General features: G+C 26.5%; 16 protein-coding genes. 9 read left to right on the forward strand and 7 right to left on the reverse strand.

From position 1 onward, the window contains the following. Positions 1–686: 686 nt before the first annotated feature. From C4S75_RS07565 to C4S75_RS07580, 4 genes are all read left to right on the forward strand, one after another. The gene (locus C4S75_RS07565) at positions 687–1,079 is read left to right on the forward strand and encodes a hypothetical protein (RefSeq protein WP_105297695.1); all 393 of its coding nucleotides are present in this window, start codon (positions 687–689) and stop codon (positions 1,077–1,079) included. A gap of 160 nt (positions 1,080–1,239) precedes the next feature. After that, the gene (locus C4S75_RS07570; RefSeq protein WP_146105598.1) at positions 1,240–1,551 is read left to right on the forward strand and encodes a helix-turn-helix domain-containing protein; all 312 of its coding nucleotides are present in this window, start codon (positions 1,240–1,242) and stop codon (positions 1,549–1,551) included. Positions 1,552–1,776: 225 nt separating this feature from the next. Then, complete coding sequence (locus C4S75_RS10235; RefSeq protein WP_158254234.1) at positions 1,777–2,076, forward strand: helix-turn-helix domain-containing protein; 300 nt, start codon at positions 1,777–1,779, stop codon at positions 2,074–2,076. 8 nt (positions 2,077–2,084) lie between these two features. Next, the gene (locus tag C4S75_RS07580) at positions 2,085–2,387 is read left to right on the forward strand and encodes a helix-turn-helix domain-containing protein (RefSeq protein WP_221404067.1); all 303 of its coding nucleotides are present in this window, start codon (positions 2,085–2,087) and stop codon (positions 2,385–2,387) included. A gap of 378 nt (positions 2,388–2,765) precedes the next feature. Here the strand turns inward: C4S75_RS07580 and C4S75_RS07585 are convergent, their stop codons facing one another. Continuing rightward, complete coding sequence (locus C4S75_RS07585; protein ID WP_105297697.1) at positions 2,766–3,365, reverse strand: DUF4468 domain-containing protein; 600 nt, start codon at positions 3,363–3,365, stop codon at positions 2,766–2,768. A 1,458-nt stretch (positions 3,366–4,823) separates the two neighbouring features. On the opposite strand from C4S75_RS07585, the gene C4S75_RS07590 reads away from it, so the two are divergent. Continuing rightward, positions 4,824–5,462, forward strand: coding sequence for a porin family protein (locus C4S75_RS07590; RefSeq protein WP_105297698.1), 639 nt, complete (start codon positions 4,824–4,826; stop codon positions 5,460–5,462). Positions 5,463–5,755: 293 nt separating this feature from the next. Here the strand turns inward: C4S75_RS07590 and C4S75_RS07595 are convergent, their stop codons facing one another. Next, positions 5,756–6,778, reverse strand: coding sequence for an asparaginase (locus tag C4S75_RS07595; protein WP_105297699.1), 1,023 nt, complete (start codon positions 6,776–6,778; stop codon positions 5,756–5,758). A gap of 67 nt (positions 6,779–6,845) precedes the next feature. Between C4S75_RS07595 and C4S75_RS07600 the strand changes: the two genes are divergently transcribed. The 3 genes from C4S75_RS07600 (at position 6,846) to C4S75_RS07610 (ending at position 9,031) form a co-directional block, all read left to right on the forward strand. Then, positions 6,846–7,526 carry an RNA methyltransferase gene (locus tag C4S75_RS07600; RefSeq protein WP_105297700.1) on the forward strand — a complete coding sequence of 227 codons (681 nt, stop codon included), beginning with the start codon at positions 6,846–6,848 and terminating at the stop codon, positions 7,524–7,526. Further along, positions 7,523–8,410: a hypothetical protein gene (locus tag C4S75_RS07605; RefSeq protein WP_105297701.1), complete on the forward strand. Its 888-nt coding sequence runs from the start codon at positions 7,523–7,525 to the stop codon at positions 8,408–8,410. Before C4S75_RS07600 ends, C4S75_RS07605 begins: the two co-directional genes overlap by 4 nt. 87 nt (positions 8,411–8,497) lie before the next feature. Then, positions 8,498–9,031 (forward strand): GNAT family N-acetyltransferase, encoded by a 534-nt coding sequence (locus C4S75_RS07610; protein WP_105297702.1) that lies wholly within the window; start codon positions 8,498–8,500, stop codon positions 9,029–9,031. 72 nt (positions 9,032–9,103) lie between these two features. On the opposite strand, the gene gyrB is transcribed toward C4S75_RS07610, so the two are convergent. The 5 genes from gyrB to C4S75_RS07635 form a co-directional block, all read right to left on the reverse strand. Further along, positions 9,104–11,041, reverse strand: coding sequence for a DNA topoisomerase (ATP-hydrolyzing) subunit B (gene gyrB / locus C4S75_RS07615; RefSeq protein ID WP_105297703.1), 1,938 nt, complete (start codon positions 11,039–11,041; stop codon positions 9,104–9,106). Between the two features lie 158 nt (positions 11,042–11,199). Continuing rightward, entirely contained in the window at positions 11,200–11,958 is a 759-nt protein-coding gene (tpiA, locus tag C4S75_RS07620; protein WP_105297704.1) for a triose-phosphate isomerase, read from the reverse strand. A gap of 17 nt (positions 11,959–11,975) precedes the next feature. Then, positions 11,976–13,070 (reverse strand): BT_3928 family protein, encoded by a 1,095-nt coding sequence (locus tag C4S75_RS07625; RefSeq protein ID WP_105297705.1) that lies wholly within the window; start codon positions 13,068–13,070, stop codon positions 11,976–11,978. A gap of 10 nt (positions 13,071–13,080) precedes the next feature. Then, positions 13,081–13,623 (reverse strand): DUF1599 domain-containing protein, encoded by a 543-nt coding sequence (locus C4S75_RS07630; protein WP_105297706.1) that lies wholly within the window; start codon positions 13,621–13,623, stop codon positions 13,081–13,083. A 25-nt stretch (positions 13,624–13,648) separates the two neighbouring features. Beyond that, positions 13,649–14,686 (reverse strand): acyltransferase, encoded by a 1,038-nt coding sequence (locus C4S75_RS07635; RefSeq protein WP_105297707.1) that lies wholly within the window; start codon positions 14,684–14,686, stop codon positions 13,649–13,651. Between the two features lie 473 nt (positions 14,687–15,159). Between C4S75_RS07635 and folP the strand changes: the two genes are divergently transcribed. Continuing rightward, positions 15,160–15,981, forward strand: a complete 822-nt coding sequence (gene folP, locus C4S75_RS07640; RefSeq protein WP_105297708.1) for a dihydropteroate synthase — start codon at positions 15,160–15,162, stop codon at positions 15,979–15,981. Positions 15,982–16,001: the final 20 nt, after the last annotated feature.

A 16,001-nucleotide genomic window follows, 5' to 3' on the forward strand; every position in this document is an offset into this window, starting at 1 on the left:
TGTCTAATTTAAATACATACAAATTTACAATAAAAGATTTATGTGACCAAAAAATTCATGATTTAAAATACAACAATCTATTTTTTCTCATAAATAAATATAAATTAAAGCCTTATAAAATTATAATTATAGCTTATACCAACGACTATGGTTGGTGTTCATCCGTTTTTAATGTCGATGCCAAAGCAGCCTCCAATAAATACCTATACCAACAGGAATATTTAATTTTTTTGTATTTTTTAAAAGTCAGCAGTAATAGTAAATCCATTACTTTCATAGGTCATCCTAAGAATAAATTTTTAAAAATTAATACTATCTTTATACTTAAACAAATCTTAAATATATATGCATATTACTTAAAATACTAGATAATAAAAAATTATTTTTATTAAATAGTTGATAATCGGTATGTTATTTTATAAAAATGGAAGTAAAAAATGTATGAAATGGATGCCCTCTTGATTAAGAGTCAAGAGGTAATTCGTTTAAAATAAATTATAAAACACTATAAACCAGTTAGTTATACATAGTATGTGTTTAGAATGTTTAAATACCGAAACAAATTCGGAAACAACTTTTCTGATTTCTATATTTTCGTTGTTATTAAGAAATCGATATTTATTATTTTAGAAAACTCAAAAATGGAAATCCTAGATATTTATTTTAATTTTAAATAAAAATCTAAAATGCCAAAACGAACTAACTACACAATTAGAAGAACTGAATTATCTAAATCGTTATATGATGCTATTATTTCAGAAGTAGCAAACCATCATCAATTTAATAATTTCGATATACGTACTCTTACTATTAATTTTGATTGTATCAAAGAGTATAAGATTAATAATATTGATAAAATAATTGATAGACTGGAAAGATATCTTAAAAATCATCCAAACAAAATTGTTGGATCTCAAACACAATTATCAAAAATTTTAAAAGTTACAAGAAGTACGATATCAAGATGGATTTCTCATGAATTAATTAGCAATGAAAAATTAAATTATTATCAATTAGAGCATATTTTAGAACAATTGCGTTTGTATAAAAAAATAATTAATTGTGATACAGTTAAATAAAATGACTTTACAGAGTTGACATTTAGCAAACAATCAAAAAAAAACGATAGTATTAGTTTATAAAACCATATTAATTAATATGTGTTTGTAACATTTTTAGATGTTTTTATATCTAAACTTCAATTGTTTAATTTGCCATATAACCAATAAATATAAATATATGGCAGATTTCACAATTTTAAATGAAAACGAATTACGCAAAATCCTTAAAGAGGAAATTTCGAGCGTATTTGATAACTATTCAGATCTTTTTAATCAATTTAACGAATTACCCGTTGTTGATACCATTAACCTCACATCTGCAATTGCTTTTCTTGCGGAAAATGGGTATGACATATCGAAATCCAAATTGTATAAATTATCTTCTGAAAGAAAAATACCCTGCAAAAAATTCGGCAATAAATTGATTTTTTCAAGAAAAGAGCTTTTAGATTGGATGCATTCCAATACAAGATCAAAACTTACATATTAGCGTAAGCACCTACATTTTTTATTACTATAAAATAAAGCTTAATAATATAAATATAATAAAGTTATATGTTGACATGATAGAATAATGCATTTTTATACGTTTTTATACGTTTATGAAATTAAACAAAAAAAATTCATAACTATGAAAAAGTTAATTATAGAGAACCCAGACCAAGACCTATTAATTGAAAAAATCGACCGAATCTATAACTGTGTATGTAAGTTGATGCAAACGGGCGCTAATGATCATGCCTCTTTCAACAACAATGGTGAAATAGTATTGAAAACTGAGCACATTTATTTAGAAACTAAAGAGGTTTGTCAAATACTACTTATTTGTCCAAGGACGCTATCTGGGTTAAGAAATAAAAAAAAAGTTACGTATTTAAGAAAAGGAACTAGGATTTTATACAGATTTTCGGAAATAGAAAGAATCGTTGAAGAGAGACTAATATGTTGTAAAGTAAAGTCCGTCTCAAACTTGCATACGAACTATATAGACTACTTAACCAATACTAATAAATAATAATAAATATGAAAACAACCCCAATGATCACTCTTGAAGAACTTGAAAAAAGACTACAAAAAACAGAACAGAAACTATTGTCAAAACTGGAAAAAATTGAAAAGTTATTTTATTTCAAAAACTGCATTACTGAACAAAATTTTTTTGATAATCAAGATCTATGTCAATTATTTAATATTAGCAAAGCTACCCTTCAAAGATATAGATCTATGGGACTTTTAAAGTATCAAAAAATCGGAAAAAAAATATTTTATACACAAGAAAATATCCAAGAATTTATCCATAAAAATAATAAGAAAATCGAATTATAAACAAATTTAAACCAAATAATCATGAAAAAAGAAGAAAAAGAAGTATTATTAGTAAGAGAAAGAAGAAACAAACTATTTAGATAGTTGGATTTTGTAAAATTCTGAAAGGATCCCCATTAAAGCAACCATAAGAGAACCTAAAGATAAAAAAAATTTTTTTCAATTGCGGAAATTAGTGATGCCGGAGACGGTAGTGTAAAATTTGAATGAAAAATAGGTAAAGGTATTTCCGTAAATCATCTTCAACAAGGACATGATAATAATTATATTAAATATAAGAAATACAAATTTTACATTGTACAAATATTAAAAAAAAATCCGCTGATAATTCAACGGATTAAATTTTTGATGGTTATGATGTGTCACAAAATTAAAAATTTACCAATCAGAATTTTCTATATCTTTTGATGTAGAACCCTCTTTAATAGTTTTTTCTAAGTTTTCTAATGTAGCATTGGCTTTTTTGAATGTTTTATAAAACGCTTTAGCCATAATTGTTTTATTCGCACCATTAGGATTTATTGGATATTCTTGGGCAATATTGGTTGTTATATAACTTGGTGCCGTATTTCTACTAACTATTTTTTTTTCATATTGTAAAAGTGTTACCATAGCTCTAGCTTTACCTTCTTTAGCATCAATTCTCAATATATACGTTGCATTAACGTTAATCGTGAAGATATTGATACCCTTATGTACATTGTTATAAAGGCTTTTGCCAACGATAACTCCAGCCTCTTTATCTTGGGTCTGAATTGCTGATGACCCGTTTACATAATTATATGTAAAATAATTTAATGCCCTTTGGTAGATTTCATTTTTGCTCATATTTGGCGCTTCAATGATTCTAACAACGGTAACATTATTATTATCGTCTAAACTCCATTTACCTTGTATTTCTTTAAGCATTTCTTTTGCGCTCTGTCCTAAAGAAAATGTATAAATTAAAATAAATAAAACTAAAAATATCTTTTTCATACTAATCAATTTTGAAAACAAATATATAAAATTTACTTTATTTTATCTCTAATAAAAATATTATTTTTACAAATATTACTTATTTGAAAATAAAATTAAAGAGATTTATATAATAGTGATTTGGATTTAAATCTTAACAAAAATATATAAATGAAATATTATTTGATTAAATTTTAACTACTTCTTACGACATTAAAATGAGGTAATTTTTGCCTGTGCCATATTCTGAGATTATTTTTGCTACACTTTTTACATTGGTAACAAAATTTTTTTATAAATAAAAATAAGTTCTTAACAAAAAAGCCTAAATAAAACTTTATTATCTATTACGGTATCAAAAAAATTTAAAATATTTTTTAAATTTTAAGCATCCATTAGTAATAATTTTAAATTTTAATTAATTTAAATTTTTAAAATCATAAAAAAAAGGAATATGATATCATATTCCCATTATTTTTTAAGCTTAAAAATTTTTATAATCACTTTAAAGTATTAGTCATATATATATCTAAAATCTATATTCAACTAAAAATACAAGATAATATATATGTAATGATAAATATGTTTTTAAGACGTTGCTATTTTTAACATTTTAGCAAAACAATAAAATAATGTTAAAGTAATAAACAATAAGGAATTTTCTAAATTAAGAGCGGAAATAATTCTTCTAAATTTCATAAGACGTTTATTAGTGTTAATTTTATGCAAAAATACTATTATTTTTTTAAAAATCAATATTCCCCTTACTAAATTTTTAATATTTTAAATATAGAAAATAAAAATATACATATTTATATTAATAAACACATTTATAAATATATATCATTCTATAAACATAAAATATAAAACTCATTTCATTTTGATTTATTTTTTAATTAAATTTAATACATTAAATAAAATGTTACTATTTAATATAAAATATTAACAACTAAATTAAATATAATAGTGTTAATTTTTAACTAAATATTATCCTATTTATTAATTTTTATGATAATAATTTAAAAATAATAAAATTTACTTCACATAATTAAAAAATTTATTATAAAAGTTTTTTATAATAATTTTTTTTTTTATAATTTTATACTATTAAATGTTATTTTTTAAATTAAAAAAAAATTTTTAATTAGGTCATGGTTAGCTTAATCCTAGTTATAAATAGTAACATATTTAGATTTAAAAAATAATTATTTTAAGTGCATACGAATTAAATATTAAGAAATAAATTAAATTAAAAAAGTTATTTATAAACATTTTTTCTTGTATTAATATAAACAAATGATATAAAATACAAATAAATAATCTTTAATTATTACATATATTTTATATTTATTTAATGATATTTTCTCAGATTATTTTCATTTTTATATTTTAAAATAATGTTTATATTTGCGCAAATGTTAAATTTTTTATAAAAGTTTATTAATATATTTAAAATATTTACAAGTTATATTTCATAAAATGATTAAAAATTTACAAATTTTTTATGTAGTAATTTTATTTTTAAGTTTTTCTACATTAAAATCGCAAGTTAAATTTGGTGTAAAAGGGAGTTTACAATTTACAAATATCAGAAATGTGCATAAACACTCAGATACCCGTATTTTTGCACCTGCAGTAGGTTTGTTTGCACAAATTCCTTTTAATGACTTCAACGATAGTTGGTTTTTTAAGCCTGAAATAGTTTATTCTGAACAAGGAGAAAAAGATGGTAAAGATATTAACGTTAAATTTTATCAGACTTATATTAACATTCCGTTAATGGTTAAGTACTATTTTGGAGATTTCATATTCCCTCCTTGCTGTAGAGGAAAAGAAACACACGAATTTTTTATAGAAGCCGGTCCACAGGTTGGATATTTAATTCATGAAAAAAATAAACACAGAGACAAAAAATGGTACGGAGGAGCTTCAAAATTTGATATTTCAGCCGGCTTAGGTGGTGGAATTAGCTTTGCTCGTAAACATGAAATAGGTATTAGATATAATTGGGGGTTAAATAATATTTATGATAACAATAAAGTGTATTCTAAAAATGGAAAATGGTTTAAATCTCACAATACATCTAATTTAGGAGTTTCTTATTTTTACTTTTTCTAATATAAACCACACTATTTCTATTGTTATTTTATCATTTTTTATTAGTTAATGATTAATTTAAAATGGTATTTATTTTATTAACAATTTATCTTATCTTAAGTATATTGATAGTACTTAATATTGTGATATTAATATAAAATAATTTTTATTTATAAGTATTTATAGTCTCGAATATAAAGTTATATTTATATACTATAATTAATTAAAGTAAATTATAAGAAATAAATATATAAGTCTAGTTTACAATCTATTGTAATCAATTTAAATTAGCTTAATAAGACTAAAATAATGGGTTAATTAGTTATTTCACCGGATAAATTTTCCTCAAACAGTTTTTTGAGTACATTTCCTTTTAAATTTTGTCCGAGTAAATGCATTAGTTTAGTTGTGGCAGCTTCTACTGTTATATCATAACCACATATAACCCCTAAATTTTTAAATATGAGGCTATTATGATATTTCCCAAAATTTACATTTCCTCTTATACATTGGGTAATAACTATAATTTCTTTTCCTAACTCCTTGGCTTTATGTAAGGCTTTTAAGGTTTCTTTGTCGGAAGGAATATTTCCCGAACCGAAGGTTCTTAAGATAATGCCCTCTAGATCACTGTCTGAAACCATTCGATCTAATAAATATTTATTTTTTCCCGGAAAAAAAGTGAATATATCAATTTTATTAACCAGATTTTTATTTACCTTAAAATCTGTATGACCAGGTTTTAAAAGATATTCTTTAAAAACTCCAAGATTGACGCCGGACTCTCCTAATTTAGGATAATTGGGGGAAATATAAGCATCAAAATGTTCTGCTGAGAATTTGGTTGTTCTGTTTGCTCTATATAATTTATATTCAAAATAAATACACACTTCGTTGATAACAGGTTTATCATTCTCATATAAAGAAGCGTAATAAATTGAAGTAATCAAATTTTCTTTGGCATCTGTTCGCAATTCACCAATTGGCAATTGTGATCCCGTAAATACTACAGGTTTTTTCAATCCTTGTAACATAAAACTCATCATAGAAGCAGTATAAGACATCGTATCCGTACCGTGCAATATTACAAATCCGTCATATTTGAAATAAGAATTTTCAAGTATATTACCTAATTTAATCCAATCATTAATATCTATGTCTGAAGAATCAATAGGTTTTTCAAATACGTTGATATCTATATCTACATCAATTAGTTCTATCTCGGGTATATGCTTTAATAGCGCATTAAAATCAAAAGGTTTTAGTGTTCCGGTACTATACTCTTTGATCATTCCTATAGTTCCTCCTGTATAAATTAATAAAATTTTACGTTTCATCTATATTTCTCGGTTTTAAATTGCAATTTATGAAAATATTAACAGCTTTAATTGTTATTTTTGAAACATGATTTCAAAAGAATTTTTGAATAATTTGGATTTATATAACTATTTAACAGATTTTATATCAAAAGAAAAATTTGAAAAAATAGAAAATTTAGTTAACTACAGGTCAAATTATGTACTTCCCATACTTGAAGATCTGTATCAATATCGTAATGCCGGTGCCATAGTTAGAAGTATGGAAGCTTTTGGGTTTCAATCATTGATTGCCTTGGAAAACAGAAATGAATTTAAGCCGGAAAGTACCGTAGCAAGAGGAGCCGATAAATGGATTGATATCTCTTATAAATCTTCAAATCTGGAATCTTTAAAAGAGATTAAAGAAAATGGATATCAACTGGTAGCAGTTTCTCCTGAAAAAAATGCTATAGATATTTATGATTTTCAACTAACTCAGCCAACAGCTTTAATTTTTGGTACTGAATTTAAAGGTATAAATGAAGAAACTTTAAATTATGCTGATGCGTGTATTAAAATTCCAATGATAGGTTTTACAGAAAGTCTTAATGTTTCTGTAGCAGCCGGAATATGTTTTTATGAAATGAGAAAGAAATTGGAAGAAAGTCATTTAAATTGGCAGTTAACTGAAATTCAAAAACTTAATTTAAAAATAAAATGGGCTATAAAATCGGTAAGTTCAGGTGAGGAAATTGCAGCTCATTATATTAAATCTTTAAAACAATGAATAAAACATCTATTATACTTTTAAGTTTTATCTGTGCTTTTGCACATTCTCAAACTATTGAAGAATCTTCATATACGGAAAAAAACAAGATTATGGAATCCTTAAGTTTTACATTACCAATTTGTAATAAGGATGTCCTAGTAAATACTTGGAAGAATTTTATTAAAAAACAAGGAGGTAAAGTTAAAGGTGGAATTGTTAATAAAGTCTATGGTTCGGATATTAAATTTTCACCAAATGGTGAAAGCTGGTTAGGAAATTTTGCATATGAATATAATGATGATAAAAGTATGACAATATTCACTTCTTTTCATAATTTATCTAATACTTTCATCAATTCAAATACTACTGAAAAAGAATTAGCAATCCCAGTTCTTGAAGATTTTAAGTTAGATATTCAAAAGTCTTGTGCAATTGATGATTTAACGAATGCTAAAAGTTTTACCATAAAGCTTACTAAAGAAAAAGTTCGTAATTCCGATAGAATTTTATATTTAGAAAAAATTATTCGTGACGATTACAATAAAATTGACTTAAAAGCCAACTCCAAAATTTCTTACAAAGAACAAGATAATATAACTAAAATTAAAGAAAGGATAATTTTAAATGAAGCGGAATTACAAACTTTAAAAAACCGTAATAAAGACATTGATCAACAACTAAATTCTCAAACATTGGTCATTCAAGGTTTCCAAAATAAATTAGACACTCTAGAAGGTAAAGTTTCTACTGATGATCAGAGTGAAAATAATATTTCAACTGAAAGTGAACCGACTACTAATTATAATAATTCTCCTACCATTAGTACTGATAACAATGAAAATTTAAATACAACTGATCAAGAAAAAGATTATCATTCTTCAGATTATTTTGATAATCATTAATAAATTTCATTATTTTGAAATAAATTATATTCAATTTTTTAATAAAAGTGTTTACTCTCAATTTTAAATAAAATTCCATAAATTAATATGAAACTTGAAAAATTAAATCTTTTAGATCAAAATGAAATTACATTTGTCGAAAATAATTATATAAAATCTTTTCCTGTTGAAGAAAGGAGGCCTACGGATCAAATGTTTAAACTTTATGAAGATTATAAAGATAAATTTAAAATCTTATTATGTATAAAAGACAACGAAAGAATCGGTTTCATTACTTATTGGAAATTAAATACTTTTACATTTATTGAACATTTTGCGATTTCTTCTGTTCATAGACAAAAAGGATATGGAAGTAAGATTATGCAATTATTCATAGAAAAAATTTCACAACCTATTGTACTTGAAGTGGAACCTCCTACTTCACATTGGGATATACGTCGAATTAATTTTTATGAACGATTAGGATTCAAATTATGGAATGATATTGAATATAAACAACCTTCCTATCATCAGGATGGTAAAAGTTACCCAATGAAATTAATGTCTCTTCGTGAAATACAACTAGATAAAGAGGATATAAATGTTATAAAGTTAATACACTCAGAAGTATACCAAGTTTAATCTAAAATATTACTAATAAAAAAAGCCTATTTTTATTAAATAGGCTTTTTTTATATATAATGTTATAATATTTTAAGCATCAATATTTGCATAAACAGCATTTTTTTCAATAAATTCTCTACGTGGCGGCACATCATCTCCCATTAACATGGAGAATATTCGATCTGCCTCAGATGCATTATTGATAGTAACTTGTCTCAACGTTCTTTTTTCAGGATTCATAGTTGTATCCCAAAGCTGTTCAGCATTCATTTCTCCTAAACCTTTATACCTTTGAACGGTAAAACCTTTACCTTGAGCGTTACCTAATTGTGAAGCTATTTCCTCTCTATGTTTATCATCCCAGGCATAATATTCTTTATTTCCTTTTTTCAGTAAATATAAAGGAGGGGTTGCGATATAAATATATCCTTTTTCTATCATTTCTTTCATGTAACGGAAGAAAAAGGTTAATATTAAAGTTGTAATGTGAGAACCGTCTACATCCGCATCGGTCATAATTACCACTTTATGATATCTTAGCTTAGAAAGGTTTAATTCTTTAGAATCTTCTTCTGTCCCAACAGATACCCCTAAGGCGGTATAAATATTTTTTATTTCATCACTTTCAAATACTTTATAGCTAACAGCTTTTTCTACATTAAGTATTTTACCTCTCAATGGAAGGATCGCTTGGAAGTTTCTGTCTCTACCTTGTTTGGCTGTCCCCCCTGCTGAATCTCCTTCGACTAAGAATAACTCACTTTCTTCTGCTTTACGTGAAGAACAATCAGCTAATTTTCCAGGCAATCCGCTTCCTCCTAACGGAGATTTTCGTTGCACAAGTTCTCTTGCTTTTTTAGCCGCTTGTCGTGCTTTTGCTGCTAGAAGAACTTTTTGAACAATTTGTTTTGCTTCATTAGGATGTTCTTCCAGATAATTAGTTAACATTTCGGCAACTATTTTATCTACAGCAGAACTAACTTCCGAATTACCTAATTTAGTTTTGGTTTGTCCTTCAAACTGAGGTTCCATGACTTTAACGGAAACAACAGCAGTCAAACCTTCACGAAAATCGTCACCGGTAATTTCAACCTTTTCTTTTGCCAAATTAATATTTTCATCGGCATATTTTTTCAAGGTTCTGGTTAACGCCCTTCTAAACCCGGTTAAATGTGTTCCCCCTTCATGGGTATTGATATTATTTACATACGAATGAATATTTTCCGTATACGAAGTATTATATCTCATCGCAACTTCAACCGGTATTTCATCAATTTCTCCCTCCATATGGATGATTTCGTCCATCAAGGGTTCTCTGTTTTCATCTATAAATTCGACAAATTCCTCTAATCCTCTTTCAGAATAAAATTCTTCCGATCTAATGTTGCCTTCTTCATCTACTTCACGTTCATCTGATAAAGTAATAGTAATTCCTTTGTTCAAAAATGAAAGTTCACGAAGACGAGTGGCTAATGTATCGTAATTATAAATAGTTTCGGTAAAAATTGAACTGTCGGGAATAAATGTTACTGTAGTTCCTGTATGGGTGGAAACCCCAACAATTTCAACAGAAGTTAATGCAACCCCTTTAGAGTATTTTTGCCGGTATTGTTTACCGTCTCTGTTAACGGTAGCAATCAATTCAGTAGATAATGCATTTACACAGGACACTCCCACTCCATGCAATCCACCGGAAACTTTATATGAATCTTTATCAAATTTCCCTCCTGCTCCAATTTTAGTCATAACCAATTCTAAGGCAGACAAACCCGTCTGCTTATTGGTATCTACAGGAATACCTCGACCGTTATCTTTTACCGTTATAGAATTATCTTTTCCTATACTTACATTAATAATATCGCAATACCCGGCTAAAGCCTCATCAATGGAATTGTCAACTACCTCATATACTAAATGATGTAATCCCCTAACTCCAACATCCCCAATATACATGGAGGGACGCATACGTACATGTTCAATTCCTTCAAGCGCTTGAATACTATCTGCAGTATATTTTTGTTCACTCATTTTTTAATCGTTAATTTATTTCAAGAAATGCTTACAAATATACGTAAAAATATTGATATTTACTAGTATTTAGGGTATTTCATACTCTATAAAACCAAATAAAAAAACAGATTCGAATCAATGAATCTGTTTTTTCTAAAACTTATTTTATAATGTAATTAAATTTCTTTGTATGTATTGATTAATGATCCAAAGTCTTTAACATTTAAAGAAGCCCCGCCGATTAATCCACCGTCAACATCCGGTTTTGAGAAAATTTCTTTAGCATTATCCGGTTTCACACTTCCTCCATATAGAATGGATACTGAATCAGCTACTTCTTTTCCATATTTATCAGCAATTAATGAACGGATATATGCATGTATTTCTTGCGCTTGTTCCGGGGTAGCTGTTTCGCCGGTACCAATAGCCCAAACCGGTTCATAGGCAATTACCACTTTAACGATTTCTTCAGCTGATAAGTTAAACAAAGCAATTTCGGTTTGTCTTTTAACTACTTCAAAATGTTTACCTGCTTTTCTTTCTTCTAATAATTCTCCATTACAAAAAATAGGGGTTAAACCATTATCTAAAGCAATTTTAACTTTAGCTCCTATTTGTTCATCTGTTTCTTTATGATATTGTCTTCTTTCAGAATGGCCAATGATTGAACCGTCTACCTGAATAGAGGTAAGCATTTCAGCAGAAATTTCTCCTGTATATGCTCCCGATTTGTGTTCGGAAATATCTTCAGAAAAAACTTGTACATTTTTATGATTTGCTTTGGCATTTTCTAAATATATAAATGGTATTCCTACAATAACTTCACATTTAGGTGAATTAGTTTGAATAAATGAGTCAATTTCTGCTAATAAAGCTTTAGCTTCAGGCAATGTTTTATTCATTTTCCAATTTCCGGCTACAATTTTTTTTCTCATATGTATGTTTATTAAGTTTATAATTTTTCTATTTCATTCACGGTTGGAAAATCATTACCATTATATTTGGCAACAACTATTCCTCTTTTTAATATTAGTACCCCGGGATTGCTTCTATTAATTGTTTTTAATGTTGTTTGATCTGTAATGCATGAAGATAAAGGATTCAAATATTGTGGATCATTCGTTAAAATAACAAAATTAAGTTTTTTCTCGTTAAATTGAAAAGTGATTTTTCTCAATTTAGCTCGTTCAATAATACTAAGTTTTTTTGCAAAAGGCACAGTAATTATTACTATTTTCTCTTGATCTAAAATATCTTGCGTTATATCATTTCCTAAACATTCTACTGTAAAATCATGTACCGAAGGCAATTTTGCCTCTTTTAAAATTTTAACCGAAGTATCATTAATCTTCCACGTTAGGGTATCTTTCCAAATTCCTGAACTGATATATTCCTCGGAATTCATTTTTTTTATCTCATTATTGGAGGTATTCTTGAGTGTGTATATAATTATATTTTGCTCCGGTTCACCATCGTTCATACCTACTTTAAGATTTTTTCCCACAGCATAAGGTCTAAAATCAATAATAGGTAAATGAGCAATGCCTTGATAAACAGTCCATACACAGATAGCAAAAGATACACTCACGATTATCCAATTAATTTTTACAGAAAATACAGAACGGATGTATTTTGAACCGAAAACTAAGATTAAAATCATTACCAAAAGGATAATATCTTTTCCAAATGAAGTCCACGGTGATAATTTAAGAGCATCTCCAAAGCAACCACAATCAGTTACTTTGTGGAAATATGCAGAATAAAAAGTTAAAAATGAAAAGAAAATTATTAATAAAACTAAAGAAGAAAGTGTAAATTTTTTCCAAACTCCTAATAAAAGAAATACACCCAACATGACTTCAAAAACTACAAAAAAAATAGACAACGGAAGTGCTAAGTGATGTAAGCTCGGCAGATTAAACACACTTTCTCCAAAATACTCTTCCAATTTATATGAAAATCCAATGGGATCAATAGTTTTAACATAACCGGAAATTATGAAAACTACTCCAACAAGTATTCTAAAAAATTGAGTTAAAAATTTCATGTAACAACAATTAATTAATTTCTTGATGAAGAATTAAAGCAAATACAGAATAATTTAGTATATCAAAATAATTGGCGTCTAAACCTTCGGAAACTAATGTTTTGCCTTCATTATTTTCAATTTGTTTTATACGCAATAATTTTTGCAAAATTAAATCTGTAATCGAACTTATTCTCAGATCTCTCCAAGCTTCTCCATAGTCATGGTTCTTACGCATCATTAAGTTTTTAGCCTGGCTAACCTTTTCATCGTAAAGCTGTTCAGCCTCTTCTAAATTTAAGTCAGGATTTTCAGCAATTCCTTTTTCCAATTGAATCAATGCCATAATAGAATAATTAACTATCGCTAAAAATTCTTCGTCGATTCCTTCTGAAATTTTTTGATTTCCTTTTTCCTGAATAGTTCTAATTCGATTGGCTTTGATATATATCTGATCTGTTAAGGAAGGCAATCGTAATATTCTCCAAGCCGATCCGTAATCAATCATTTTTTTTATAAATAATTCCTTACAAACTGAAATTACTGAATCAAATTGTTCTGATGTTTTTTCCATTATTCCATTAATACCTACAAATGTACTATTTAACTATATATTTTCCTAAAGGTATCTTATCTAAAGTATATAATATGATAATTGATATAAGTAAAGTGCAAAAAGTAGTAATTGGAATAGAAAATAAAGGATTAAAAGAATATGCGTTTAAACCAAAATGTTCAATTAATCTCATGACTAGTACATGTATTAAATATATTCCGTAACTGTATTCACTTATAAAAGATAATATTTTACTTTTTTTATTGAATACCGGAACTAATAAGAAAAGTAAAAAAACGGAAAGAGCTTGAAATAAATCCCAGGGCTTATATTGCTCTATATAAAAATTGTTCATTTTAGATGTAATATAAGTATCAAAGCAAATTCCAAAAAGGGATAATAAATAAATAATTAAACATACATATACGTAATATTTAACACTATATTCATATTTTCTTCTTACTAAATAATATCCCAATACTAAATATCCCAGAAATTCAGAATATAGTTTTATATAGTTTACTAAATAAACAGTACTAAAAAAAGTGTAGAAAATTAAAAATATTATAAAACAAACGACTATAAAATATAATTGTTGTCTTGGATTACTATCTAAAATCCATTGATTGATAATCGGATATAATAGATAAATTCTTATAATCATATAAATATACCACATATGGTAACTCGCTCCCGAAACCAATTCTAGATAGGTATAATCAATAACAAATCTATATCCCAGATCGACATGATCTTTATAATGAATATCTAGTATTTTAAAGAAAATATATATTAAGCTCCAAAACACAAAAGGTATTAATATTCTCCATAATTTTTTGGTAAAATGTTTAAAAGTGTATTGTTTTCCTAAAGATAACATACCGGTCATCATAACAAAAACCGGTACACCAAACCGAGCTATATTAATATAAAAATTTGATATCCACCAACTTTTATTTGGAATACTTCCATAATGATGACTCATTATGGCGGACACATGTATTAAAATAATTCCTATAGCTGAAACAGCCCTAAGATTATCAATCCATATGATTTTATTTGTATTCACAGATTCTTTCATTTAATCCTGAGTTTAAGAGCGCAAAAATAAATTAATTTTAATTACTATACCTTTATATTAATACTTGTTTACAAGTTGACTATAATATTAGTTACATAAGAGATAAAAAATTTATTCATTTTATCTCTTTATTTTAAGATTAAATATAAAAATCTATTTGTCTATCATTTCAAAAAATTGTTACAATATAATTTGTTATACTAATTTAATAAATTTAAAAATGATTTTACATCAATAAAATTTATTAATAAGTATAAAATACGCTATTATGTAAATTTAGGGATATAATACTATAAAAATTGTAGAAAGTTTATTCTGTACCATTTATATTTTAAACAATTTTAAAACATTTGTGAAAATATAATTTACAACTAAACTTCATTAATATTAAAAACGAATGCTATTAAACTATGTAACTATATATACTTTAAACTTTATTTATTTTTTTAAATTTACAGTTTCAAATAAGATATATGATAATTAATATTAATGGTGATTTGGTCGATTGTAATGAACCTAAAGTAGCAGGAATACTAAATGTTACTCCGGATTCTTTCTTTGATGGTGGTAGGTATTCCACTATTGACAAAGCTTTAAAACAAACAGAAAAATTAATAGATGAAGGCGCTGATCTCATTGATATTGGTGGACAATCCACTCGTCCGGATTCCGATTTTTTATCTGATGAAACAGAACTAAGCATAGTAATTCCTGTAATTAAAGCTATTAAAAAAGAATTTCCTCGGGTAAAATTATCGATCGATACCTTTTGGTCTAAAGTTGCCATTGAAAGTGTCAATGAAGGTGTGGGAATGATTAATGATATTTCGGGAGGCACTTTAGATAATAAAATGTTTGAAACCATGGGAAAACTCAACGTTCCTTATGTTTTAATGCATATGAGAGGAACTCCACAAACTATGGGAAATTATACAAATTATGAAAATCTAATCACCGATATTAATTATTACTTTTCTAAAAAAATTAGTGAATTACGAGAATTTGGTGTCAATGATATTTTATTAGATCCGGGATTTGGATTCAGTAAGACTTTACAACAAAATTATGATTTACTGAAAAATATAGATAAATTCAAAATATTTAATCTTCCCTTATATATAGGAATATCCAGAAAGAGCATGATTTATAAATGTTTAGAAACTTCTGCTGAAGATGCATTGATAGGTACTTCCGCATTAAATTTGTACGCCTTACAAAAAGGTGCTCATATTTTGCGTGTTCATGATGTGAAAGAAGCAAAACAAATGATTAAACTGTGGAAAATGTTAAATTAATAATTAAATGATTTAAAAAA

Origin of the sequence: Apibacter sp. wkB309 (assembly GCF_002964915.1) — a bacterium.
Lineage (GTDB): Bacteria > Bacteroidota > Bacteroidia > Flavobacteriales > Weeksellaceae > Apibacter.